Here is a 25,595-nt window from a genome sequence, read left to right as displayed (position 1 = left end):
GGACGCCTCGTCGTCTCGACCGCCAAGGGATTAAAACATGACGATCATCAAATCCGCGGGGCTGGCCGCGCAAGACGCGTCCGTCGCGCCGAAAAAAATGCCCGCCCGACAGTCCGGTGACAGCACCGTGGCTCCGTCCGGCGAACGGCCGGGTTCGCACGCCGGCGCGCATTCGGCGAACGGGCAACCGCCATCTACGGCGAGAAAGATCAAGGAAGCGGCAAAAACGCTGTTGCCGGACACTGTTTTCCTAAGCCTGTTACATCACAAATGCGTTGGCCGCTATCCGAACCTCATTCATCCGGTGACGTTCAATGAGAAGATCCTGCAGCGCAATCTTCACCCTGATCCGCGCTTCGTCGAACTGACCGACAAGCTGCGGGTGCGCGAGTATATTGCCAGGAAAATCGGCGACAAGCATTTGATACCGCTGATCGCAGCGCCCGATGCATTCACACCTGAGGTGTTCGATGCGCTGCCCGAGGCTTTCGTGATGAAAGCCAATCACGGCAGCAGCTTCGTCGAAGTGGTGAGAAACAAATCGGAGACTTCGTTCGAGAAGCTGAAGAAAATCGCCGACCAATGGCTGCGCACCCAGTTCTATTACGTGGGTCGCGAACGGCACTACGGGATGATCGAGCCGCGCGTGTTCTTCGAGCAGTTGCTGCTCGATCAGCACGGCAAGATTCCGGCGGATTTCAAGGTGCACTGCTTTGGTGGCCGGCCTGAGGGGCCGATCATCTATATCCTCGTGATCTCCGACCGCTTCGGTAACGCGACGCACGGGGACGTGTACGACATCGACTGGAATCACCTCGATATCGCAATCGGCGACTACAAGCGCAGCGCGGCACCCGCTCCGCGCCCGCCGCACCTACAGTCCGTGCTCGATGTGGCGACCCGCCTGTGCGAAGACTTCGACTATGTGCGCGTCGACCTGTATGCGCCGGATGGCCTCGTTTATTTCGGCGAACTTACATTCACGCCCGGCGCGGGCGTGCTGCCCTTCACGCCGGACCGTATCGATTACGAGTGGGGCAAGCTGCTGGTTTGAACGCGCTTTCATTCATCGCGTTCGGACCCCGCGATCATCGAACGGAGCGCTTCGATAAACAGCGCGTGTGCGCCCGCTTCAGTCGCTCGAAGAGCAGGGGTCGGCGAGCGCCGCCGGCCCTCAAACGGGCGACATGCCGTTTTGCAGCTTTGCGCCGTCGGCCTCGGGCGAGGCCAGAAACGCAAGCAACGCTTGCGCCGCTTTACGCTGGCGCGCCACCGTGCAGATCGCGGCGGTGAAAGTCGTGGTGGACTGGACGGCGGCCGGAAGCTCGCCGAGCACGTCGATCCCCGGCACGTGAATCAACTCGCTCGTCTGCTGGAAGCCGAGCGCAACTTCTCCGCGCGCGACGAGCGTACCGACCGGCACACCGGGCGGTGCCTTCACTAGGCGCGGCGCAATCTGCCCGGCAATACCCCAGCGTTCGAACAGCTTCAGCAGATACGTGCCGCTCGGCCCCGTCGAGTAACCGATGCTGCGCGCACCGAGAACCGCGTCGCGCAGCGCCGCTGCGGTCGCGATGTCCGGCTGCGCTTGTCCGGCCGCGACCGCGGCCGCGATGCCGGAACGCGCCAGCGCGACGCGGCTCGCCGCCTCGACGCAGCCCGTCACGACGAGCCGCTCGATCGCGTCCGCGGCAAGCACGACGATGTCGAATACTTCGTCATCCTCGACCCGGCGCGCGGCATCGACGCCGCCGACCGATTCGATCGCGACACGCTGCCCCGTGCGTCGCTCGTACGACGTGGCGAGTTCGGCCAGCAGCTGGCGCGTCGCCATCGACGAAATGCCGGTGATCGGCGCGAGCGCCGCGTGGGCGTTGAACTCTGCGACCACGCCTGTCAGTCCTTGTAACGCAGGCCGGCCTGCTCGAGCGGCCCGCGCATGTTGTACATGTCGAGACCGAGCACGCCGGAGGCGAGTTTCGCGCGCTTCTCGGCTTCGTTGGCCTCGCGCGCCGCGGCCTTGTCGAGCACCGCCTGCGCGGCGGCAGCCGGCACCACGACCACGCCATCGTCATCGGCGACGACGACGTCGCCCGGCGTGACCAGTGCGCCCGCGCACACAACCGGAATGTTCACCGAGCCGAGCGTCGCCTTGACCGTGCCCTTCGCGGAGATCGCCTTGCTCCAGACCGGGAAGTTCATTTCGCTCAGCACGCTGACGTCGCGCACGCCGGCATCGATGATCAGTGCATGCGCGCCGCGCGCCTTGAAGCTGGTCGCGAGCAGATCGCCGAAGTAACCATCGGTGCTCTCCGCGGTGACGCCCGCGACGACGATGTCGCCCGGCCGGATCTGTTCGGCCGCGACGTGCAGCATCCAGTTGTCGCCCGGTTGCAGCAGCACCGTGACGGCCGTGCCGCTCGCGCGCGCGCCGGTGTAGATCGGGCGCATATACGGTTTGAGCAGGCCGGTGCGGCCCATGGCTTCGTGCACGGTGGCCGAGCCGAGGACGCCGAGTCTGGCGGCCACGTCGGCATCCGCGCGGTGGATGTTGCGATAGACGACTCCCATTTCATACATGATTACAGCCCCTTCGTTTTCAGCAAGGTGTCCAGACACGGATAGACGCGCCGCGCGTTGCCTTCGTAGATCTTGTAGCGCTGCTCCGGGTTCATGTCCGCGGCTTCGACGTAGCGCTTCGTGTCGTCGAAATAATGACCGGTTTCCGGATCGATGCCGCGCACCGCGCCGATCATCTCGCTAGCGAACAGGATGTTGTCCACCGGAATCACGCGCGTAAGCAGATCGATACCCGGCTGATGGTAGACACAGGTGTCGAAGAACACGTTGTTCAGCAGATGGTCCTTCAGCAAGGGCTTTTTCAGCTCCTGCGCGAGGCCGCGAAAACGACCCCAGTGATACGGCACCGCGCCGCCGCCGTGCGGAATCACGAATCGCAGCGTCGGGAAATCGCGGAACAGGTCCGAGGTCAGGCATTGCATGAACGCGGTGGTATCCGCATTCAGGTAGTGCGAGCCGGTGGTGTGGAAGCACGCGTTGCAACTCGTGCTCACATGGATCATCGCGGGAATGTCGTACTCGACCATCTTCTCGTAGATCGGGTACCACGAGCGGTCCGACAGCGGCGGGCTGGTCCAGTGGCCGCCCGACGGATCGGGATTCAGGTTGATCGCGACATTGCCGTACTGCTCGACGCATTTGACGAGTTCGGGAATACAGGTGGCCGGATCGACACCCGGACTTTGCGGCAACATCGCGGCCGGCACGAAGTTCTCGGGAAACAGCTGGCTCACGCGATAGCACAGTTCATTGCAGATCGCGGCCCACGTGCTCGAGATTTCGAAGTCGCCGATGTGGTGCGCCATGAAGCTCGCGCGCGGACTGAAGATCGTCAGATCGAGGCCGCGCTCGCGCATCAGTTTCAACTGGTTGTTTTCGATCGACTCGCGCAGCTCGTCGTCGCTGATCTGCAATTCCGCCACCTTCGGCATCTCGGACGGACTCTTGATGCCTGCGATCTGGCGGTTGCGCCACGTCTCCAACGCTTTGGGCGCGGTGGTGTAGTGGCCGTGAATGTCGATGATCACCGTGATTCCTCAGTAGATGAATTTAACCAGCAGCGCGCGTGAAACGCTCGCGCGCCGCGTTCCTGCATGCGTCAATGCGCGGTATTCGGCTGCGCCACCGCTTCGGCGCCGCCCACCCGCTGGCTCACCAGGATGGCTATAGCGGCGAGCGTAGCAGGGATTGCGAGCATCGCGAGGATCGCGCCGAACTGCCAGCCGAGGCCGAGCAGCGCGCCGCCGATCGCCGAGCCGAAGATGCTGCCGAAGCGGCCCATGCCGAGCATCCAGCTCACACCGGTCGCACGCGCGACAGTCGGGTAACGGCTGGGAGCGAATGCGTTCAGACCGGTTTGCGCGCCGCTCATGCAGAAGCCCGCGAGAAACACCAGCAGTGCGAGCGACGACGACAGCGCGCCGATGTAGCCGAGGCCGAGCACGCACAGCGCACCACCGATATACGCGGCGCTGATGACCGGCGCCGGACGTGCCTTGTCCATGATCCAGCCGACCAGGACCGCGCCGATCGTGCCGCCGATCTGGAACATCGCCGTGACGTTGGCCGCGGTCGTGACCGACAGGCCCGCATCCTTCATCAGCGTCGGCAGCCAGCCCGTCAGCAGATAGATCACGAGCAGGCCCATGAAATACGTGACCCACAGCGCGATCGTCATCGAGCCATAGCCTTGCGAGAACAGCACGCCGATCGGCTTGCGCGTCGGCAGCGGCGGTTCGTTCGACACGAATACTTCATTGCCTGCAAAGTGCACGCCGCACACCCGGCCGAGCACCTTGCCGATACGCTGCGCGGGCGCGCCGCGCACCGCGAGCAGACGGGCCGACTCAGGCAGCAGCCAGATCTGGAACGGGATCAGCACGAGCGGCAGTGCGCCGCCGAAAATCAGCACCGAGCGCCAGCCGTGAACCGGAATCAGCCAGCCGGCCGCGAAGCCGATCAAGGCCGAGCCGAGATTGAAGCCCGTGAACATCACGGTGATCAGCAGCGCGCGCTTGCGTTGCGGTGCGTACTCGGACAGCAGCGTCGTCGAGTTCGGCATGGCGGCGCCGAGGCCGATACCGCTCAACAGACGCAGTGCCGCCATCGAAAACGGCGATTGCGTGAACGCAGTCGCGATCGTGAACACGCCGAACAGAAACACCGACGTAATCAGCACCCACTTGCGGCCGATGCGGTCCGATGCCGGACCCGCGAACAATGCGCCGATCACGAGACCGATCGGCGCCGCGCTCATCACGAGGCCGAATTGAGGGCGCGAAATCGCCCAATCATGAATGATGGACGGCGCGACGAAACCCATGATCGCGACGTCCATGCCGTCGGCGGTCACGATCAGAAAACACAGCACGACCAATAGCCACTGGTAGGGCGAAATCGGCCGTTCATCGATGAACTTCTTGATGTCAATCCGGTTACCGCTGCTAGTACTCATCAAAACTCTCCTGTCTCCTTCATTGGTCTCATCGCGCGCTCGAAGCGGGTTGCTTCGCAAAGTACGTCGACTCCGTAACCATCGTGGCGATGGGCCCCTAAACGCCTTACTCAAGCGACTGGCGTGAAGGTACGTTTCGTCCTTCGCGGGCCAAAGCGCGGGTTAACCATATAGTCGGAGCGAGTATCCGCTTTCTCACCGTTCCGCATAGCACCCGCGAAACTGCGCCGATTCGCGCAAAGCCCCGTTGGATAAGCGCTCAAGCTAGACCGTAGGCCCTTCGAAGCGGGCTCGCCGAATGCCTCTTCGCGTGCATCCTCATAAACAGAACAGATGACGCGGGAACGAACTCGCATACAACGGCCGTGAGATGGCCCGCTTTTCCCGTGCAACGAAGATGCCCCGCGCTGACAGCGGATTTGCACCTGAAAAAAGGGCTCAAAAGAAAAAAGCGGAATGACCGTGCAACGGCGATTCCGCTTCGGGACGAGCCAGCCCTTGCGGGACCGGCACCTGGTCAATTACCGCTGCGCGCTAGCGGCTCAGGGCGCCGCAACACCGCGCGTCGCCGCCGTATAAGGCGTGTAGAAGCTCGAACCGGCCCACGTACGCGAGGCTGCCGTGTAGAGCGGTGCGCCTTGCGTGTAGTTCGCGCCGTCGTGCCAGTCGCCCGAGCCGGTGAACTTCGCGACCGCCGGGTACGGATAGACCGGACGCGAGGCCGTCACGTTGTTCGACGAATCGGTCTGATACGTCATCACGGAAGTCGGCACCTTCGCTTCTTCGACCCAGTTGGTGATCTTCGACACGAGGTCGATATTCGGGTTGCCTTCGCCGCCGCCGCAGTGACCGACGCCCGGCACCAGATACAGACGCGCGAACTGATCGACGCTCGACGCGCCCATCGTGTTCTGCATCGCCTCGTAGTACTGGATCGTGAACAACGGCGAGATGTGCTGGTCAGCCCAGCCGTGCCACAGGATCAGCTTGCCGCCGGCAGCATTGAACGCGGACAGATCCGGGCTCGTCGCATCGATGAACGGATGGTTCGCCTTCAGATAAGTCGGGTAGAAGCTGGCGTCCTGATAGCCGAAGGTGTCGATAGTCGGCATCGTCGGCGAGCCCGTGAAGATCAGGTTGTACGCGCCCGTCACGATCGAATAGCTGAACAGCTTCGTCACCGAAACCGGTGCGTCCGTCGAGTTCGACGACGGCACTTCGACGCCGATCCAGTTCGCTTCCGAACCATACTGCGGCGAACCCGCCAGCATGTACTCGCCGGTCGTCGCATCGGTCGGACCGTTGTAGATGGCCTTCGCCGTCGTGACTTCAGCAGCGCTCAGGCAGTTGCTGGTGCTCGTCGCGCCGCTCGCGCACTGGATCGTCGCCGGGTCGAAATGGCAGGTACGCGGGTCGGCGATCAGGCCGTCGGCCGCACCGCTGCCGCCGCCGCATGCCGCAGCAACGGCCTTGTGCAGCAGCGTCGCCTTGTCGGCATACAGAATCGCATTGCCCGCGCTGGTGCCGGTCGTGCTTTGCGACTTCACGCTCCAGCCGTGATACAGCGAGTTCTGGATCTGGAAGTGCGCAGCCGGCGCGCCCGCGACGATGCCGTTGTAGTCGGTCGGGTAACGTTGCGCAGCCATCAGCGCTTCGCGGCCACCGTCAGAGCAGCCGATGAAGTACGAGTACTTCTGCGTCTGTCCGTAGTAGGCCTTGATCAGCTTTTTCGCGGCGAGCGTCGTGATGTGCTGGCCGCGATACGCGAAGTCGGCCTGCTTTTGCGGGTCGGTGGTCCAGCTCGAATCCTGGCCCGAGTGACCCATGTCGGTCGCCGCCGTCACGAAGCCGCCTTGCTGCACGAGCGGGCACTGATACGAGAAGCTGAACGAGCTTTGCTGCGTCGGGTCGCTCAGATTGCCGCACAAACCGCCGCAACCGAGTTCCGCGAAACGTTGCGTCCACGAGCTGACCGGCAGTGCAACCTCGAACGTGTTCGACGGAGCGAGCGTGCCCTTCACCGTGCAGAACGCGACCGTCGCGCCGTTGACCGTTGCGTTGGTCACGGTCGCCGAGGTAATCGAACTACCGGCGCCGCCGATGTCCGTGATATCGATCGACGCGAGCTTCGAGCAATCGACGACCGACTGCACGACCGACAACGGCGTGTACGTGACTATGCCGCTACCGCCACCGCATGCGGCGACGATCGCGGCCGTCGCGCAAACGCCGACGAAGGTCAGCAGCGAAATGCTGCGCGCCTTGATACGCGACAGCAACTTTAGGGATTGCAGTGTTTTCATACTCGTTCTCCTGCGTGGTTGTCGCGGTCCACTATCGGACCGGTGCGTGTGCTCGCGGTGCGCATCACGCATCCGCGTCGAGTGACGCAAGTGTTATTCATCTTCATCGATTCACATCTCCTCTTTGAGTACTTCGGCTTTCAGAAGCGTCTTCGTTGTTTCGGCCGTGGCCACGCGGTCGCACGCAGGCTCGCCGGGTTTTGACGCGACGTTAGCCAGACGGTGAGTCACAAGTAATCGCGGGTTAACCACAAGGATCAGCGATATCGACGGCTCTCCAATGCGCTCGCACGTCCAACCCGAAGACGCCCGACGCCACGCTCGAGCCGACGACACAAGGAGTTTCAGATAGCTGCGCAAGCCGACTCGACCGTGCGCCGAGATCTCGCACGACCACATGCAATAAGTTTTTTAGATGTGAAAAGAAACAAATTGAAATCCATTGCGCGGCAATGAGTCGCCTTGAATTTTCAAGGGCGTCGCTATGCATTACCGAAGGTGATTGGACGAGATTAGATCTTGCGCGGAAGAACCCGGTAGTTCAGCGGCACAGAGACTCGAAAAGTACTGCTTCTATGCATTGCGCAACGACAAACCCAGCATCGCGCGCGAAATCTCATAGAGAACAACCGGGCGTCAATCTCGACTGTTGCCATGTTGTGGCGTGAACCCAACGCCATTTCCAATCGCGTTGCGAATCAATGCCATGAGCTTTCTGTTTTGTTTATCGACGCAATGTCGAGATATTTCGAATTCTTACGCCTTTTATTCCTTTGCTTTACGACAAGCAAACGTGGCGTCGCCGCGAGACAAACACAAAGCGCTTATTTTTCAACGAACTACATCTCACCTCCTGAAACGACGCAGTCAGCGCGCCGCCTCGGGCGTTCGCGTAAACCCCGCGATGTCTGACAGCCTGCTCATCGATCAGTTGTGCTTTTCGGGCCAGCCGCGCCACTTCCTCAGGAACATCGCGCCGACTATATTGTGCCCCGTTCACCAGTGCCCGACCTGTTTTGCATCACGAGGATCCACGGGGATCTTTGTGATTCGCCAATACAGCACAGCTATACGACTTCGCTTGGTATGACTAAATATAAAAGGAGATCATTTCGATGAAGAAGACGCAGATCGCGCTCGCCATTCTCGCGGGTACCTTGATGTCGACGGCAGCGCATGCGCAAAGCAGCGTCACGCTCTTCGGCCTCATGGATACCGGTGTTACGTATGTGAGTAACCAGGGAGGCAAGCACAACGTCAAGATGGACGACGGCGTCAATGGCCCGAACCTGTGGGGTATGAGAGGTTCGGAAGATCTCGGCGGCGGCACCAAGGCCATCTTCGAGCTCGTGAACCAGTACCAGCTGAACAACGGGCAATTCATGCCTAATTCGAGCCTGTTCAGCCGTCTTTCGTATGTGGGTCTCGTCGACGATCGCCTCGGCAAGTTCACGCTCGGTAATCAGTACGACTTCATGACGGACTCGCTGTTCGCCGGCGGTAATGACCCTGCCAACCTCTCCGGCCACTTTTATTCATTCCGCGCGGGGCCGTTCCAGAAACTCGCTCTGCCGCAGAATCCGACCGGCGCGTTCGACTGGGACCGCATGGCCGGCGTGAGCCTCAATAACTCCGTCAAATACCTGACGCCGGTGTTCGGTGGATTCAGCGCGGGCGCGATGTATGGCTTCGGCAATGTCACGGGCTCCGTTGGCGCGGGCAATTCGACCAGCTTCGGGCTCAACTACGCGGCGAATTCGTTCGGCGCCAACGCCGCCTATACGAACGTGAAGTACTACACCGCAGGTTCACCGCAGGTCAGCGTGCGCAACTGGGGTCTCGGCGCGCACTACAAATTCGGATCGTGGTTCACCAACGCGCTCTTCACCACCGTGCACAACTCGGCGAACGGCGGCTCGGTCTATGAAGGCTCGGTTGGCGCACAGTACCGGTTCACACCGGCACTCGCCACCGGTGCGTCGTATATGTACATGAAGGGCAACTCGGTCGTCGACAATAATCACGCGCACCAGGTCGCGGCGATCGTCGACTACTCGCTGTCGAAACGTACGAGCGTCTATGTGATGGGTCTGTATCAGCGCGCAAGCTCGGGCGGCTTCGCGCAGATCAACGGCATGAACAGTGCGGACGGTGCATCGAGCGGCCAGACCCAGGCGATCGCACGGGTCGGTTTGAATACACACTTCTGATTCCAGAAGTATTCGTGAATGGCCTGAAGGGCGACTTCGCCCTTCAGGCCATTTTCTTTTTGCGGCGACTACCGCGCCTCATCGCCCAGGGAAACCCCCGAGCCCGTGCAACCCCACTTTGCATACAATGTATCCATGAAGCGGCTAAATCCGGCTCGTCAGCCTGTGAAGGAGAGTATTTTGCATACAATGCCGGCCCCCTCGGCGCGATCCCCGGATGACGTCTATCTCGCGATCAAGCAGTCGCTTGCCGAGAATCGCTTCGGCGCGGGTCAGTATCTGCGCGAAGAACAGCTCGCCAAAAGCCTCGGCGTGAGCCGCACACCGGTGCGCGAAGCGCTGCGCCGTCTCGGCGCCGAGGGCTGGGTCGAGATCCGACCGAACTATGGCGTGCGGGTCAAGGCATGGTCGCTGCAGGACGCGCGCGAAATCTTCGAAGCGCGGCTTCTGATCGAGCCATTTCTCGCCGGCCGCGCCGCAGTAAAAATCGGCGCCACCGAAATCGAACGGCTGCGCATACTCGCCGAACAGATGTCCGCCATCACGCGGCAAGCGTCCACACCCGAAACGACCGAAGCATGGTTCGCCGCCAACGGCGAATTCCATTCGATCATCACGGCCGCGGCGGGGAATGCGCGCCTCGATCGCTCATTGACGTCGATGAAGGAAACGCCGCTGATCAAGTGGACGTTCGACTCGTACAACGACGAGCACCGCGCGAGCAGCGCGCGCCAGCACTTCGAAATCGTGCAGGCGCTCGAGAATCGCAATGCCGCGTGGGCCGAGGCGATCACCCGTTGTCATATCCTCGCCGCCGAGAAAGCGGTGCTCGACCGCTATCAAAGGGAGCACCCTTCGTCGTAGCCATTCGCGATTGAATCTAGCCTCTGGTCCGCACGCATCACAGCCGAATATCGCAGCACCACGCATCGACGCAACGCACGAATAGCCGTCCCATAACGACGCAGGAGACGTGAAATGCCGAGCACCGTGAACGCTGGTCCGAGACTGGACAGACTGCCCCTCTCCGGTTTTCACCGGCGCATCCTCTGGCTGATCGGCGGAGGCATGTTTCTCGATTCGTTCGATATCTACCTGGCCGGCGGCGTGCTCGGCGCGCTCGCGAAGAGCGGCTGGTCGACGATGCAATTGAATGCGGCGTTTCTGTCGTCGACATTCGTCGGCATGTTATTCGGCGCGTTCACGGCCGGTTTGCTGGGCGATGCAAAGGGCCGTAAGTTCACCTACCAATTCAATCTCGCGATCTTCGGTCTCGCGTCGATCGCCGGTGCGCTCGCGCCGAACATGACGTGGCTGATCGTCTGCCGCTTCTTCATGGGTCTCGGGCTCGGCGCGGAAATCGTCGTCGGTTACGGATCGGTCGGCGAGTTCATTCCGCCGGCCGTGCGTGGCAAGTGGTCCGCGTATCTGTCGCTGATCACGAACTCCGCGCTGTTCTTCTCGACCTTCATCGGCTATCTGATCATCCCGTCGATCGGCTGGCGCGCGATGTTTGCGATCGTCGGCGTCGGCGCGATGATCGTCTGGGTGATTCGCAAGAAGATGCCGGAGTCGCCGCGCTGGCTCGAATCGAAGGGGCGCTATGCCGAAGCCGATGCGATTCTGCTCGCGGCGGAAGCCGAATCGGCAAACGGTCAGCCGCTGCCGCCCTTCACGCCAGCGCTCGAACCGGCCTCCGCCGCGCCGCGCTCCACGACACTCTTCGAATTATTCAAAGGTCCGCAGATTCGCCGCACGCTGCTCGCGATCTGCGTGCAGATCGGCGTGAACGTCGTGATCTACGGCTTCATCGTCTGGGTGCCGACCTTCCTGATCAAGCAGGGCCTCGGCATGGCGTCGTCGCTCGGATATACGACGCTGATGTCGCTCGGCGGTCCCGCCGGCGCCTTCCTGGGAGTGCTCGTCGCGGATCGGATAGGCCGTAAAAATGGGCTCATTGCGGTCGCGGCGATCGCGGCCGCGGTCGGCTGGCTGTACGGACACTCGACGAGCGTCGCGACCGCAACCCTGCTCGGCTTCCTGCTTTTCACGCTCACGTATCTGATGGTCGCGCTCGGCATCGCCACCTACATCCCCGAGCTGTTCGCCACCGAAAACCGCATGCGCGCGAACGGCATTGCCGGTTGCGCGGGCCGCATCGCCGGCATTCTCGCGCCGCAGCTGGTGGTCGTCATGTATGCGACGGGCGGCGTGCGCGACGTGCTGTCGGTGATCGTCGGCGTGCTCGTCGCGATGGCCGCGATTCTCGCGGTGTTCGGCATCGAAACGAATCAGCGCTCGCTCGAAGACATCGCGCCGCCGCCCACGGTCGACCTCGACACCGCGCTCGCCGGCGCACCGGTCGCGCGTGAACCGCGTCGATGATCCGACCTCGAATCGGCACCCATTCATCGTCAGCAAACGGAAATAGCATGAACGCACAACACAAGCGTCAACAGTTGAAGGCACGCCTCGCACGGCCGGAAATCGTCACCGCGCCCGGCATCTTCGATCTGATCTCCGCGAAGATGGCCGACTCGATGCAATTCGATTGCCTGTACATGACGGGCTTCGGCACGGTCGCGTCCTATCTCGGCCTGCCCGATGCGGGCCTCGCGACTTACACCGACATGGTCGATCGTGTCAGCGCGTTTTGCGGCGCTACCAACGCGCCTTTGATCTGCGACGGCGACACCGGCTACGGCGGCTTGCTGAACGTCGCGCACACGGTACGCGGCTACGAGCGTGCCGGCGCCGCGGGCATCCAGCTCGAGGACCAGGAGTTTCCGAAGAAATGCGGCCACACGCCAGGCCGCAAAGTGATCGTGCTCGACGACATGGTGAAGAAGATCAAGGTCGCGGTCGAGACGCGCGAAGATCCGAACTTTCAGATCGTGGCGCGCACCGATGCGCGTACATCGCTCGGACTCGACGAAGCGTTGCGGCGCGGTGAAGCGTTCGCCAAAGCGGGCGCCGATGTGTTGTTCATCGAATCGCCGGAATCGGTCGAAGAATTGGAAACGATCGCACGCACGTTCGATACACCGCTGCTCGTGAACATCGTCGAAGGCGGCCGCACTCCGCAACTGACGCCGGCCGAATTGCAGAAGCTCGGTTTTTCGATTGCGATTTATCCAGCCTCCGGCTTTCTCGCGGTCGCGAAAGCGTTGCGGGACATCTACGGCGAGATCAAGGCGCAGCGCGGCACCACGCACGCGGAAAACACCCTGTACCCGTTCTCCGAAATGTGCAAACTGATGGACTTCCCGGCCGTATGGCAGTTCGACCGCGAGCACGCCGAATGACGACGGGCTGACAAAATATTACGTTTTTCACCGGGGTAGATCGCGTAGCATAGTGGACGCATGTCCTGCGAGCGCCCCCACTCGCATTCGTCATTCAACCGCGGAGATTTCGGAAATGAGTATTTTTGGTGACATCGTGCACAAGCTGTTCGGCAAAGCGAAGCCGGACCAACCTCCTCCCGCGACGGAACCCACTCCCGACCCGGCCGCCGCGCAAGCCGCGACGCCCGACGCTCCCGCCGCACCCGCACCGCTGACCGACGTCGACGTGGCCGCCGTGATGGATCAACTCGTCAGCGAAAGCGGACAGACGTTGAACTGGCGTACGTCGATCGTCGACACGATGAAGGCGCTCGGCGTCGACAGCAGTCTCGAACACCGCAAGCAGCTTGCGCAGGAATTGAAGTACAGCGGGGACATGAACGACTCGGCGAGCATGAACATCTGGCTGCACAAGCAGGTCATGCAGGCGCTCGCGGCAAACGGCGGCAAGCTGCCGCCCGATCTGGCAAGCTAAGCAGGACGAAGCAAGCGTTTCGCGGCAAGCGAAGCGCATTGGAAGTCGCGCAGCAATAATCAATCGCCCAAACGAGATTGCCCGGTCGAAGCACCAAACCGGGCAACCCGAAACTTCTCCACGCAGCAATCAGTGCTCGCGCAATCTACCGGCAAGAACGCGCGCTACACGCGCCCCCGACAGCACGAATGCCGCCACCCCACGTAGCGAAACGCGGGTGACCGAACCCATTGCGATGGAATACACGCAGCTATTGCGCCGCGGTGAGCTTGAGTCCCGGCCGCAACGGCTGGGGAGGCTCTAGAGGAGCCTTGCGTTCGTCCGATACCTGTTCGATTCCCTTTCTCGTGACTTCTTCGAGGAAGGTCAGGCGAGCCCGATAATAATCGGCACGCAGCTGTGCGTCGAGCACGAGCTGTTCGGCCTGAAACAGTTCCATGCGCAAGTTGTTGAGCGCGCGTTCCGCCTGTTTCTCGGGAGTAGGAGCATGTTGTGAAGCCCAGTTAGCAAGCCACCTCATCATGGTGAAGTCCTCCTTGAGTTCAATGCTCTGCTGCGACAAAGGCTATCAAATTATGGACGCGGCGTGTGTTAAATCGATTCGGGCGTTGCTAATTGCGCAAGCCACTGTGGGACATCGCACAATCCACTCACGACGGCCGCCGCTTCACTACAGATACCACAACCCGCGCGACATGAAAAAAGCCCGCACAGCAAAGGCGGGCAATCCCACTCTCATTGAAAGCGTGTCACGAGGATGACACGCCGCAAGTCTAGCGCTCGTGCAGGCCGAACCTCCGTGTGCTGGCGATCAGTTCCGCGCGAATAGGGCGATCGCCGGACGCGCCTTGCGCGCCATGGAATCTATTGAAGCGCCGCCACGTTTTTCGCAATGGCCCGCGCGAACTGCGCGATCTGCCGGCCCTGCTCGATCAGATCCATCGCGAGGCGGAACGTGACCACGTCCGCCTTGTCCGCCAGTTGAAGCTTCGCGAGCACGACCTGACGCGCGGTCGCGGCAAGTTTTTCGATGCCGACTTTCGCGTCGATGACCTGCGCGACCTCCTCCGGATCGGGCGCCTCGATCGTGCGGATCGCCTGCTCGAGATTGCGGATCACCGCCTCGGAAAACTGCGTGGTCGCCGCATCGCGCAGGCGCAGCAGGTCGATCTGCTGCGTCATTCGCTGCTGCGCGACCGTCATCAACGTCGTGCCGACAATGCCGCTGATGCTCTCGAGGTGGCTCGTGACCTGCGTATAGCCGACCATCTGCTGACCTTCGTCCTCCGAGTGCTCCCCCTGCGACAGGCGGCCGATATATTGAAGAATCTCGAACGCGAGCCGGTCGCTTTCCTTGTCCTGATCGAGCATCTGGTTGATCTCTTCCATCGTGCCGGTCGACACCATCTGCGAGCCGCGTTGCACGACTTCGAGCACCTGCGCGCCGAGCCGGGTCAGCTCGATGCGCACGCGTTGCAGACCCAGCGCCGGCACATCCAGCAACGAGTCGTCGAGATACTGCGGATCACCCGCGGGTTTGGCGGGCTTCGCGCGCTTCGGCACGACCAGCTGCGCGATCCGCGCGATCGGACCGGTAAACCAGATCAGCAGCAGCGTGTTCGCCACGCTGAACAGCGTATGCACATTGGCTACCTGGCGCGGCGCCTCGGCCGCGAGGCGCGCGAGGCCGTCCAGTTCCGGATGCGACGGCGATATCCAGCGCACGAACTCCGCCATCTGCGGAATCAGGAACAGCGCGATCACGACACCGAGCACATTGAAGATCAGATGCACGACGCCGACCTGCACGGCCTCCGGCGGCTTGCCGATCGACGCGAGCAGCGCGGTGCCGCAGGTGCCGACATTCGCACCGAGAATCAGCGTGATGGCGGCTTCGAGCGGCATCAAGCCCTGGCCGCTCAACGCGATCACGACCGCGAGCGTCGCCGCCGAACTTTGCACGACCGCGGTGAAGACCGCTCCCACGATCACGCCAAACAGCGGATTGCGCATATCCTGCATCGCGTCGATGAACGGCTGGTAAGTGCGCAGCGGATGCGTGGACTCGCCCATCAGCTGGATACCCATGAACAGCAGCCCTAGCCCCATCACGACGCTGCCGATCTGCCGCAGCAGCTCGCGCGGGGCGAACGCGTGCAGCACGAAGCCGATCGCGAGCATGTATGGCGTCAGCCGCGAAACGTCGAAGGCGATGATCTGCGCGGTGATCGTCGAGCCGATGTTCGCTCCCATGATCATCGGCACCGCCTGGGCCAGCGTCATCAGGCCGGCGGACACGAAGCCGACCATCAGCACCGTCGTGATGGTCGACGAGTTCAGCAGCGCGGTGACGACGGCGCCCGCCACCACACCGCGAAAGCGGTTTGAGGTCAGCACGCCGATCAGCGACTGCAGTTTCGATCCCGCGATCGCCTTCAGGCCGCCGGTCAAAAACTCCAGACCGAGAAGAAACAGCGCAAGGCCGCCAATCAACAGGCCGAAGATCCCAAGAATGTTCAACTTGTCGGGATCGATTTCAGTCAGATAATCAGTCATCCTGATGTGCCTCTGATGATCACGCGAATGGACGGAGCTGCAACCGACGGCTTCGCGCCCCGGATCGACGAGCGCGCATGCAGTTTGCTGCGCCGTGTCCGGGGCAGGTACTTAAGGCCAACGCTAAGGGTAAGAGGAAGATGGCGCGCAGGCAAGGACGGCAGGCGACCGGCGGTATCGAGCACCTGCGAAGTTCGCAAAGCATTCATTCTGCAAGCGACGTAAATCATTGCCCCGTCAAACAACGATTTCCCCCGCTGATTTGGCAGTTAACCCCTAGGTGAAAATGCCCATCGTCCCGGCCGTTGGCGGCTGCCAATAATAGGTCCATCCTCCAATCGACTTGCTTCAACTCACCCCAAACAAGAAGGAGGACTTATGGCAAATCGTATTGCGTACGTAACCGGCGGCATGGGTGGTATCGGAACCGCAATCTGCCAGCGCTTGCACAAAGAGAACTACACCGTCATCGCGGGCTGCGGCCCGAACTCGGCGCGCAAAGCCCGATGGCTGGAAGATCAGAAAGCGCTCGGCTTCAACTTCATCGCGTCCGAAGGAAACGTCGCGGATTGGGAATCCACCGCGAAAGCGTTCGAGAAGGTCAGGAAGGACGTCGGTGAAGTCGACGTGCTGGTCAACAACGCGGGCATCACCCGCGACGGCATGTTCCGCAAGATGACGTTCGAAGACTGGCAAGCGGTGATCGACACCAATCTGACGAGCCTGTTCAACGTGACCAAACAGGTCATCGAGGGCATGGTCGAACGAGGCTTTGGGCGCATCATCAACATCTCGTCGGTCAACGGCCAGAAAGGCCAGTTCGGCCAGACCAACTACTCCACGGCCAAGGCCGGCATTCACGGCTTCACGATGTCGCTCGCGCAGGAGGTGGCCACCAAGAACGTGACTGTCAACACCGTGTCGCCGGGCTACATCGGTACAGACATGGTCAAGGCCATCCGTCCGGAGGTGCTGGAAAAAATCGTCGCGACGATTCCGGTACGGCGTCTCGGTACGCCGGATGAGATTGCGTCGATCGTCGCGTGGATCGCGTCGGATCAGGCGGGCTTTGCGACCGGGGCGGATTTCTCGCTGAACGGCGGTCTGCATATGAGCTAACGGGAACGGCGCCGCGTGCTGCGCGGCGCCGCCGTTTTCCGTTTTGGACGTTGTCAGGTTCCGTGATGGTGTCGCGGCCCGGCGCGAGCCGGCCGCCTCAGTGAGCTTATGGCCAGAAAAGCGAGCGCTACGCGCGCTGCACCCGCGAAGTCGCCGCGCACACGCCCAAAGGCGATGCTGCGCCCAATCGTGCCTGCCAAGGCGGGCGAAATCTCGCTCGACTATCACATGACGCTCGAGGCATTACGCAGCGGCGTCGCCAATCAATATCATGTCGGCAGCATGGCACAGGCCATTTACATGGCGATGCTGCTGAATCAGCGCGGCTATGGCTCGGCCGTACCCGAGCTGTTTCGCGACGCGGAGGGCGTGATTCTGCGCTGCCGGCAGGCGGGACTCGAAACCGGCACCTGCGCGGTCGATCACGACGCCTACGCGCTGCTCGGTCAGGTCCTCACGCTCTTCGATCAGCAACTGGCGGCGGCACCGGTTCATGAGTTGATCGCGGTCAACGCGAAGCTGAAGACGCTGTTCAGCACCGCCAACGGGCACTGCGACGGCAACGGGAACACCGCTTGACGAAGCGCGTTGGCATTGACTTGTGCTATGCGCCGCGCACGCTCGACACATCGAGGCGCGGATACTTTTGCGGCACGCCGGCCCCATCCATTTGATGACAGCGCGCGCAGTATGACGCGGGCTCGACGCGGCCGCGCCTCGACGCTCAGGTCAGAGCCGACAGCGATGCGCAAGCGCATCCGCATGCGTTGCCTGCCGTGACCCGCCCTCAATTACCCGCTAAGCTCGCGATTGCGCCACCCCCATTGCCGCTCAACGTCCGCGCAACCACAAAAGAGCCATGCGTTCGAACGTCTCTCTGCTCCGCCGCCTCGCCGCCCTGCTAGTCGTCCTGCCCATCGCCGCCACGTTGCCAGGCTGCGCGAGCCCGGACACCGACAACGTCGCGCACGCCGGCCCCTATCGCGCCGAGATTCGCCGCACCGCGCTCGGCATCCCGCACATCAAAGCCGACGACTGGGGCAGCCTCGGCTATGGATTCGGCTACGCGCAGGCGCAAGACAATCTATGCACGATGGCCGAAAGCTTCGTCACCTATCGCGGCGAACGCTCGCGCTTCTTCGGCGCCGACGCGCGCCCCGCATTAGGCGCGACGTTCGGCCAGCCCGACAATCTCAACTCGGATTTCTTCTTCCGTTTCATCGTCGACGATGCGGCCGTCGCACGCTACCGCAAAAGCCAGACCGACGACATGCGCGCGCTGATCGACGGCTTCGTCGCCGGCTATAACCGCTACGTCGCCGATCTCGCGCACGGCGATTTTCCCGGCGCGCATGCGGCCTGCCGCGCGGCGCCGTGGCTCGGCAAGATCGGCAACGCGGACCTCTACCGGCGTCAGGTCGCGGCAAATCTGGCCGGTGGCGAGGCGCGCTTCATCAATGCAATCGCGACCGCGCAACCGCCGCAAGCCATGCCGGTGCCGCCGCAGAGCGCGTTGCACGGCCACACCCACGTCGACGCGCCGCTCGCCGAATTCGGCGGCTATGCGGGCATCGGCAGCAACGCGCTCGCGTTCGGCGCGGATGCGACGCACACCGGCAGCGCGCTGCTGCTCGGCAATCCGCACTGGTTCTGGACCGGTCCCGATCGCTTCTATCAGGCTCACCTCACTATTCCCGGCAAGGTGAACGTCAGCGGCGCATCGTTTCTCGGCGTGCCGCTGATCATCATCGGCTTCAACGACAACATCGCGTGGACGCATACCGTATCCACCGCGAAGCGCTTCGGCCTCTTCAAGCTGACGCTCGAACCCGGCGCGCCGACCCGGTATCAGGTCGACGGCAAAACCGAAGCGATGACGCCGTCGCGCGTGACCGTCCAGGTACGCGCCGCCGACGGTTCGATGCATACCGTGTCGCGCACGTTGTATCGCTCGCGCTTCGGCCCGCTCGTCAATCTCGGCACGATGTCGCCCGCGCTAGCGTGGAATGCGCAGCAGGCGTTCGCACTGCGCGATATCAACACCGACAACTTCCGCGTGTACGAAAACTTCCTCGAATGGGATCAGGCGAGTTCGCTCGACGATTTCATCCGCATCCAGAAGAAGAACGCGGCCGTGCCGTGGGTCAACACGCTCGCGATCGGCCGCAACGATCCGCGCGTGTGGTACGCGGATATCGGCGCGACCCCGGACGTGCCCGACGAACTCGCGCAGCGTTGCACGCCGCCGGTCGGCCGGGCACTGGCGCAAATCATGCCGGGCGTGCCGGTCCTCGACGGTTCGCGCAGCGACTGCGACTGGCGCGACGATCCCGCAGCGGTACAGCATCATGCGTTGCCGGTCGCGCGAATGCCGTCGCTGCTTCGGCGCGACTATGTCGGCAATTTCAACGACAGCTACTGGCTCAGCAATCCGGCCGAACCGATGACGGGCTACGCGAGGATCATCGGCGCGACCGGCACGCCGCAGTCACTGCGCACACGCCTCGGCCATACGATCGCCGCGCAATTGCAGAACGATCCGCATGGCGTGTCCGCCGATGCGCTCGCCCACGCGGCGCTCGACAGCCGCTCGATGTCGGCGTTGCTGTTCAAGCAGCCCGTGCTCGACCGTCTGTGCGGCAGCGACGCGCTCGCTGCGTTGCCGGCCGATCCGAACGCCGACCAACAGCGCGCGGCGTGCAAAGTCCTCGCCGCATGGGACGATACGGCCGCGACCGGCGCAGTGGGTGCAACCCTGTGGGACGAGTTGTGGCGACGTCTGCTGGCGATTCCGCCCGCGCAGCTATACGCGGTGCCGTTCGATCCCGCGAAGCCGTTGACCACGCCCGCGGGCATTGCCGCCGATCCAGCCAGGCTCGCCGCCGCGCTGCATGACGCGCTCAAGGCGCTGCAACGCGCCGGCATCGCGATCGATGCGCCGCGCAGCACGGCGCTCTACGTGCAACGCAACGACGAGCGCATTGCGCTCTTCGGAGGTTGCGATGCGGGGGGCTATTTCACCTCGGCGTGTGCCGCGCATCCATTCGATGCGAGCGGCTACTCGATGAACGTCAAGCCAATGGGCGACACGTATCTGCAGATCGTGTCGTTCGCCGGCGATCAGGTGGTCGCGCGCACGCTGCTCGCTTCGTCCGAATCCGACGATCCGGCGTCGCCGCACTATGCCGACGGAACACGCGATTACGCGGTCCAACGCTGGACGATGATGCCGTTCTCGGAAGAAGCGATTGCGCGCGATCCGGCGTTGAGTGTGCGCACGGTAAGTTCGTAGGATTCCGGGGGGAAGGCGCAGTAGGCGGGACGACGGGCGACACGCCCGTCGTAGGTCAAAGATCAAGGATCACAGATCAAAGGTCGAGCACCAGCAGCGGCGATTTCGCGCGCGAGCAGCACGGCAGGAACTGATCGTTTGCCGCGCGTTCCTCGTCGGTCAGATAGGAATCGTGGTGATCCGGCTCGCCCGACAACACTCGCGTCAGACAGGTACCGCACACGCCCTGCTCGCACGACGTAATCACTTCGACGCCATGGGCGGCCAGCGCCTGCACCACCGTGCATTCCGGCGGCACGTCGATCGTCGCGCCGCTGCTCGCGAGGCGCACCTGGAAGCTGTCGCCCGGCACCGCCTGATTCGCGGCCGCGCCGAAGAACTCGTAGTGCAACCTGTTTTCCGGCCAGCCTTTCGCACGCGCGGTCGCGAGCACGAAGTCCATGAAGCCGCGCGGACCGCATACATACAGATGCGTGCCGGCCGGCGCATCGCTCAGCGTCTGCTCGATATCGAATGTCGAGCCGCCCGGATGGTCGTCGTGATGAAGCTGCACTGACTTCGCAAAACCCGCCTGCGCCAGCCGCTCGACGAACGCCGTGCGTTTCTTCGAGCGCGTGCAGTAGTGCATCTCGAACGAAGCGCCCGTGGCGGCAAGCCTCTCAGCCATGCAAACGATCGGCGTGACGCCGATCCCGCCCGCGAGCAGCAGATGATGTGATGCATCGTCAGCGAGCGCGAAATGATTGCGCGGCGCACTGATCAGCAAGCGGTCGCCCTCGCGGACCAGATCGTGAACCGCTTTCGATCCTCCGCGTCCCGCTTCGTCGCGCAGCACCGCGATCAGATAGCGGTGCGTTTCGCGCGGATCGTTGCACAACGAGTACTGACGCACGAGCCCGTTGGGCAGATGCACGTCGACGTGCGAGCCGGCGTCGAAAGCGGGCAACGCCTGACCGTTTTCGCTCGCAAGTTCGAAGCTCGCGATACCGAGCGCTTCGTCGCGCCGGCGCGCGACCACCACATTCAGCACGGGATGATTCATGTTGCCGTCCGCACCGGAATCACGCGTATCACTTCAGCCGGGGGCGCGCCAGCCTGTGGCTCGCCCGTCTGCGCGCGTTCCTGCGCGACAAGCCGATCGATCACGCGACGCGACATCACGCCGCCCGCGTCGATATTGAGCTTCAGCAGATTGCGCTCGGGCCAGCGCAGCAGGTTCTGCTGCTGACGCTCGAGCATCTCCAGATCTTCGCTGAAAATCTTGCCCTGCCCTTCGCGGATGCTTGCGGTCAGCTCGGCATCGTCGGGACGGAAATTGCGCGCCATGCCCCAGAAATACCAGATCGACGTTTCCGTTTCCGGCGTGATGAAATCCACCACGATCGACGACGCCTTCTTGTCAGCCGGCGCATCATAGCCGCCATGCCCGGCATGCGCGACGCCCACTTCGATCAGCACATGACTCGGCGGCGTGAAGTGGCAAATCTGCCAACGATCGACGGGCACGTCGTCGGCGAGACCGTTGCCGCGCAAGGCCATTTTCCAGAACGGCGGCGCCGCGACGTTTTCCATGAAGCGACTCGTGCGCACGGTATCGCCCTCGGCCACGGTTTTCGGCGCGGCTTCGTCGATTTCCTTTTGCCCGATGCTGTTCGCGTGCACATAAGTCTCGTGCGTCAGATCCATCAGGTTGTCGATCATCAGCCGATAATCGCAGCGGATGTGATAAAGGCCGCCGCCATACGCCCATTCGGAACTCTCGGCCCATTCCAGATGATGCAGCTTGCCGGCGTCGGCCTGCGCGGCATCGCCGGGCCACACCCAGACGAAGCCGTAGCGCTCGATCACCGGATAACTGCGAATGGATGGAAAGCCGTTGACGCGTTGCCCCGGCATGCCGGTCGCCTTGCCCTGACAGCCCATTTCGAGGCCGTGATAGCCGCACACGAGCGTGCCGTCGCGCACGAAGCCGAGCGACAGCGGCGCGCCGCGATGCGGACAGAAGTCTTCGAGCGCCACCACGGTGCCTTCGGCGTTGCGATAGAACACCATCGGCTCGCCGCAGATCTGCCGACCGAGCGGCTTATCCGCGACTTCATCGGGCATACATGCGACGTACCACGCATTCCTGGGAAACATGTCAGTCTCACTCCTTGTTGTTTGTCCGCGCACTTCATTCAGCCCACTCAATGAGATTCAGTGTACTCAATGTATCTTTAATGATTAAATGAAGGTTTTCCCCTAGACGAACTTTCAATCAGGTAACACAAAGGCTGTTCGCCAATTCCATTTGCAACGAAAAGGCGCGAGGTCTTCAGAACTAATATGGTCACTTCAACCGATACCAGCACTTCCGCGATCAGCATCGATCTGTACGACCAGCCCGGCCATCTGATTCGACGCGCGCATCAGATTTCCGTGTCCATGTTTCATGATCTGATCGGGCGCGAAGTGACGCCCGTGCAGTATGCGGTGCTCAGAATGCTGCAGGAGTTGCCCGGGCTCGATCAGGTCACGCTCGCGCAACGGGTCGGCCTCGACACATCGACCACTGCCGATATCGCGGTGCGGCTCGAAGCCAAAGGCTGGATCCTGCGCGAAGTTCTGCCGCGCCGTCAGCGTCGTCTATTGCTGACGCCGGCTGGAGAGCAGTTGCTCGATGAATTGATTCCCGGCGTCAACGCGCTCAATCACGGCCTGCTCGACGGGATGGGAGACGAAGATGCGCGAGAGCTGTTGAGGCTGTTGAGAAAGTTCGTTCATCTGAATAACGATCAGAGCCGCGCGCCGCTGCGCAGTGCGAGCGACGACGCGAATTCGAACTAGCAGACGGCGCGCGCTCCTCCACGATCTTGCCGCGCACGTGGCCTTTCGCGAGCCGTTCCAGCGCCTTGGCCGTCGCTCCGATTGCGAGTCGCCATCCGAGCGTTTATTTCTGCGGCCTGTTGGTCATGGCTGCGGCCTGTCGGTCATGGCTGCGACCGCGCGTGCTCGGCTTCGCCGAAATCACCCGGAAACACCCGCCGCCGCCGCGTTCAACGCCAGCGACACGCCCCCCACCAGAATCAGACTCGACGCCCACACCGCATCGAGATTGAACCAGCTGCGCGACACGAACCTGAGCCCGAGGTAGCGATAAACGAGCCACGCGAGCACGCCGCCGGCCGCGGTCATCGCAGCCGCATGCACCGCGGAGACCGACAGCGCCATGCGCAGACTGGTTTCGATCAGCGTCTGCGCTGCTTTGTGCGCTGCGTCCATCTCTTCAGCGCGGCACAGACCGAGGTAGATCGGCACCAGCATCAAGCCGGCGCCGTGCGCGATCGCCACTGCAAACGACCACAACGCGAGCCGCGACGGCGGAATTCTCGCCAGCACGCGCGGATGACGCCGCCGCATCAGCAACACCAGTCCGAAGCCGATCACGAGCAAGCTCGCCCCGATCTGCATCTGACGCTGCCATGCAAGCACGCTCGCGAGCATCGCGAACGGCAGCATCATCAGCAGAATGGCGAGCACGTGACCCGCCGCGAGATAAAGAAGCGCCACGACCAGCGCTAGCGAGCGCCGCTGCATCAGCGCGTTCGACACCGCGAGCGGCCACCCCATCGCCGGATTGAGTCCGTGATACACACCGCTCGCGACGACCGCCAGCCACAGTGCCGCTTGCGGCGACACCACGCCGCTCAAACGCCCACCGAGGGATAGCAGAACGAATCGGTCGAACAGTCGCCGCCCTCCAGGCGGATCTGGTGAGCGCGATAGCCGGCGGGAAATTCGACGAAGTAATCTTCGGCGAGCTTGAGACCGCCATTCGGATCCGCATGCGCCATCACTTGCACGCCGGGCACGCCATCCGGATAGAACTGGTCGTCCCACGTCGAGTACAGCGAGTTGGTCCAGTAGACGCGCTTGCCGTCGCGGCTGATCTCGACCATCTGCGGACCGCCGGCGAAAGCCTTGCCGTTCGAATGCGGCGTGCACCGTTCGATTCCACCGATGCGCACCGAGCCCGTCAATTTCGGCTTGCGCGGTTCGGTCACGTCGTACTGGCGCATCTCGCCAGTGCCCCAGCAGGACACGTAGAGGAATTTATCGTCGATCGAAAGATCGATGTCGGTGACGAGCGGCGGCACCGCGCCGAACCCTTTCAGCAACGGCGGCAATTCGTCGGCGTGCGCAGGCTCCGGCGGAATCGTCGCGGTCTTCTCGATGTGGAAGTGGCCGCCTTCGCGCCACCACGTCCAGACCGATCCTTCCAGATTCGTGGTGTCGACCACGACGCCGATAAAGCCGTACTCACGCCTCGGATCGTGCGCGGGCCGCACTTCGAGCCCCATCTGATGATTCGCGCCGAGGTCGAGCGTCTGCACGTTGCGCCTTGCGCGCAAATCCCAGAAGTGCACGCGGTGGCCGTATTTGTTCGCGAGCAGGTCTTCGGGCACGATGCCGTTTTCGAATTGCGGCGGCAGCGCCCATTCGGTGGACACCATGTAATTGCGCGGCAGATTCCACCAGAAGTCGTAATGCTTTTCCTGCTCGCCGCGCTCGATTTCCCAGCGACCCAGCACCTCGAATGTTTGGCAGTCCATGATGAAGATTCCGGGCGGCCCATCGGTGCCGTCCTTGCCGCCACCGCCGAGCGTGCTCACGTAGATGCCCTCCGGTCCGCAATGCACCGTGTGCGGACGCGAATAGCCGGTCTTGCGGAAGACCTCCTCCGGCTCGATGATCTTGTGAATCTTCGCCTGGGTCGGATGCGGTTTGGTATCGACGATGTAGATGCGCGACGAACGCATGCCCGGAATGATCAGATAGCGTCGCTCGAGGAACGCGTGGCCCGTCAACGGCGATAACGCGGACGAGCACGCGTTCCAGCCGAAGTGATGGAACTCGTCACCCTTGTTCGACATCGGCACCGTGTGGACCACCTGGCTATAGGTCGGCGAACCGGGCTTCACGTCGATCACGGCGAGCGCGTCGGGCTGCGACGCATCCGGACTGAGCAGCACCGTGTACGCGAATTCTTCCGCCGGCGCATCCATCGCGAGCTTCGGCGACGCATGAAAGGTAGGATCGGGGCGCATTCCCATGACGGCACTCTCCCTGTCGTTCTGAACGGTTCTGAACGGAAGCGCGGCCCGCCAACAATCGAGCCAGCGTAACTTTAGATTTGTAGTTCACGACAGCGGCGGACGCAACCGGAAATTTGCCCCCGAACGCAGGTCCGACCCAACAGGAGCAGCGAGCCGAACCGC

At 62.6% G+C, this 25,595-nt stretch carries 21 protein-coding genes and 1 pseudogene; 10 read left to right on the top strand and 12 right to left on the bottom strand.

The genetic code is table 11. The features are described from left to right. Positions 1–37: 37 nt before the first annotated feature. Positions 38–1,054 (top strand): ATP-grasp fold amidoligase family protein, encoded by a 1,017-nt coding sequence (locus tag EVC45_RS22940; protein ID WP_129960530.1) that lies wholly within the window; start codon positions 38–40, stop codon positions 1,052–1,054. 120 nt (positions 1,055–1,174) lie between these two features. On the opposite strand, the gene EVC45_RS22935 is transcribed toward EVC45_RS22940, so the two are convergent. From EVC45_RS22935 to EVC45_RS22915, 5 genes are all read right to left on the bottom strand, one after another. Beyond that, on the bottom strand, positions 1,175–1,891 hold the full coding sequence (locus EVC45_RS22935; protein ID WP_129960529.1) for a substrate-binding domain-containing protein: 717 nt from the start codon (positions 1,889–1,891) through the stop codon (positions 1,175–1,177). Positions 1,892–1,896: 5 nt separating this feature from the next. Further along, on the bottom strand, positions 1,897–2,580 hold the full coding sequence (gene ligK, locus EVC45_RS22930; RefSeq protein ID WP_129960528.1) for a 4-carboxy-4-hydroxy-2-oxoadipate aldolase/oxaloacetate decarboxylase: 684 nt from the start codon (positions 2,578–2,580) through the stop codon (positions 1,897–1,899). A gap of 2 nt (positions 2,581–2,582) precedes the next feature. Continuing rightward, positions 2,583–3,608: an amidohydrolase family protein gene (locus EVC45_RS22925; RefSeq protein WP_129960527.1), complete on the bottom strand. Its 1,026-nt coding sequence runs from the start codon at positions 3,606–3,608 to the stop codon at positions 2,583–2,585. A gap of 71 nt (positions 3,609–3,679) precedes the next feature. Next, entirely contained in the window at positions 3,680–5,035 is a 1,356-nt protein-coding gene (locus tag EVC45_RS22920) for an aromatic acid/H+ symport family MFS transporter (RefSeq protein ID WP_129960526.1), read from the bottom strand. Between the two features lie 542 nt (positions 5,036–5,577). Further along, positions 5,578–7,338: a tannase/feruloyl esterase family alpha/beta hydrolase gene (locus EVC45_RS22915; protein ID WP_129960525.1), complete on the bottom strand. Its 1,761-nt coding sequence runs from the start codon at positions 7,336–7,338 to the stop codon at positions 5,578–5,580. A gap of 1,115 nt (positions 7,339–8,453) precedes the next feature. Here EVC45_RS22915 and EVC45_RS22910 point away from each other — a divergent pair. The 5 genes from EVC45_RS22910 (at position 8,454) to EVC45_RS22890 (ending at position 13,370) form a co-directional block, all read left to right on the top strand. Next, complete coding sequence (locus EVC45_RS22910) at positions 8,454–9,548, top strand: porin (RefSeq protein ID WP_129960524.1); 1,095 nt, start codon at positions 8,454–8,456, stop codon at positions 9,546–9,548. A gap of 189 nt (positions 9,549–9,737) precedes the next feature. Beyond that, positions 9,738–10,412 carry a GntR family transcriptional regulator gene (locus tag EVC45_RS22905; protein WP_129960523.1) on the top strand — a complete coding sequence of 225 codons (675 nt, stop codon included), beginning with the start codon at positions 9,738–9,740 and terminating at the stop codon, positions 10,410–10,412. A gap of 114 nt (positions 10,413–10,526) precedes the next feature. After that, on the top strand, positions 10,527–11,933 hold the full coding sequence (locus EVC45_RS22900) for an MFS transporter (protein WP_129960522.1): 1,407 nt from the start codon (positions 10,527–10,529) through the stop codon (positions 11,931–11,933). Positions 11,934–11,980: 47 nt separating this feature from the next. Further along, the gene (locus EVC45_RS22895; protein ID WP_129960521.1) at positions 11,981–12,853 is read left to right on the top strand and encodes an oxaloacetate decarboxylase; all 873 of its coding nucleotides are present in this window, start codon (positions 11,981–11,983) and stop codon (positions 12,851–12,853) included. Between the two features lie 115 nt (positions 12,854–12,968). Beyond that, the gene (locus tag EVC45_RS22890) at positions 12,969–13,370 is read left to right on the top strand and encodes a DUF3597 domain-containing protein (protein WP_129960520.1); all 402 of its coding nucleotides are present in this window, start codon (positions 12,969–12,971) and stop codon (positions 13,368–13,370) included. A gap of 250 nt (positions 13,371–13,620) precedes the next feature. On the opposite strand, the gene EVC45_RS22885 is transcribed toward EVC45_RS22890, so the two are convergent. Then, positions 13,621–13,893: a hypothetical protein gene (locus EVC45_RS22885; protein WP_129960563.1), complete on the bottom strand. Its 273-nt coding sequence runs from the start codon at positions 13,891–13,893 to the stop codon at positions 13,621–13,623. Between the two features lie 341 nt (positions 13,894–14,234). Further along, the gene (locus tag EVC45_RS22880) at positions 14,235–15,926 is read right to left on the bottom strand and encodes a Na/Pi cotransporter family protein (protein WP_129960519.1); all 1,692 of its coding nucleotides are present in this window, start codon (positions 15,924–15,926) and stop codon (positions 14,235–14,237) included. Positions 15,927–16,304: 378 nt separating this feature from the next. On the opposite strand from EVC45_RS22880, the gene EVC45_RS22875 reads away from it, so the two are divergent. Both EVC45_RS22875 and EVC45_RS22870 read left to right on the top strand, forming a co-directional pair. Beyond that, positions 16,305–17,045, top strand: coding sequence for a 3-ketoacyl-ACP reductase (locus EVC45_RS22875; RefSeq protein ID WP_129960518.1), 741 nt, complete (start codon positions 16,305–16,307; stop codon positions 17,043–17,045). Between the two features lie 174 nt (positions 17,046–17,219). Beyond that, complete coding sequence (locus EVC45_RS22870) at positions 17,220–17,624, top strand: Fis family transcriptional regulator (protein WP_129960517.1); 405 nt, start codon at positions 17,220–17,222, stop codon at positions 17,622–17,624. Positions 17,625–17,676: 52 nt separating this feature from the next. Here EVC45_RS22870 and EVC45_RS47660 read toward each other — a convergent pair. Next, a pseudogene (locus EVC45_RS47660) lies at positions 17,677–17,742 on the bottom strand (cytochrome c); the annotation flags it as partial. A 162-nt stretch (positions 17,743–17,904) separates the two neighbouring features. On the opposite strand from EVC45_RS47660, the gene EVC45_RS22860 reads away from it, so the two are divergent. Then, positions 17,905–20,337, top strand: coding sequence for a penicillin acylase family protein (locus EVC45_RS22860; RefSeq protein WP_129960516.1), 2,433 nt, complete (start codon positions 17,905–17,907; stop codon positions 20,335–20,337). A 76-nt stretch (positions 20,338–20,413) separates the two neighbouring features. Here the strand turns inward: EVC45_RS22860 and EVC45_RS22855 are convergent, their stop codons facing one another. Together EVC45_RS22855 and EVC45_RS22850 are read right to left on the bottom strand one after the other, a co-directional pair. Then, entirely contained in the window at positions 20,414–21,379 is a 966-nt protein-coding gene (locus tag EVC45_RS22855) for a PDR/VanB family oxidoreductase (protein WP_129960515.1), read from the bottom strand. Next, a complete protein-coding gene (locus tag EVC45_RS22850; protein ID WP_129960514.1) occupies positions 21,376–22,476 on the bottom strand; it encodes an aromatic ring-hydroxylating dioxygenase subunit alpha in 1,101 nt (366 codons plus the stop codon). Before EVC45_RS22850 ends, EVC45_RS22855 begins: the two co-directional genes overlap by 4 nt. A gap of 186 nt (positions 22,477–22,662) precedes the next feature. On the opposite strand from EVC45_RS22850, the gene EVC45_RS22845 reads away from it, so the two are divergent. Then, a complete protein-coding gene (locus EVC45_RS22845; RefSeq protein ID WP_129960513.1) occupies positions 22,663–23,163 on the top strand; it encodes a MarR family winged helix-turn-helix transcriptional regulator in 501 nt (166 codons plus the stop codon). Positions 23,164–23,343: 180 nt separating this feature from the next. On the opposite strand, the gene EVC45_RS22840 is transcribed toward EVC45_RS22845, so the two are convergent. Both EVC45_RS22840 and EVC45_RS22835 read right to left on the bottom strand, forming a co-directional pair. Continuing rightward, complete coding sequence (locus EVC45_RS22840) at positions 23,344–24,015, bottom strand: hypothetical protein (RefSeq protein WP_248295217.1); 672 nt, start codon at positions 24,013–24,015, stop codon at positions 23,344–23,346. Positions 24,016–24,023: 8 nt separating this feature from the next. Then, positions 24,024–25,430, bottom strand: a complete 1,407-nt coding sequence (locus EVC45_RS22835; RefSeq protein ID WP_129960511.1) for a selenium-binding protein SBP56-related protein — start codon at positions 25,428–25,430, stop codon at positions 24,024–24,026. Between the last annotated feature and the right edge of the window lie 165 nt (positions 25,431–25,595).

The sequence above is a fragment of the Paraburkholderia sp. UYCP14C genome (genome assembly GCF_004197395.1).
Lineage (GTDB): Bacteria > Pseudomonadota > Gammaproteobacteria > Burkholderiales > Burkholderiaceae > Paraburkholderia.
The sequence above is the reverse complement of the archived record's forward strand: the minus strand, read 5'-3'. Positions and strand labels throughout refer to the sequence as shown.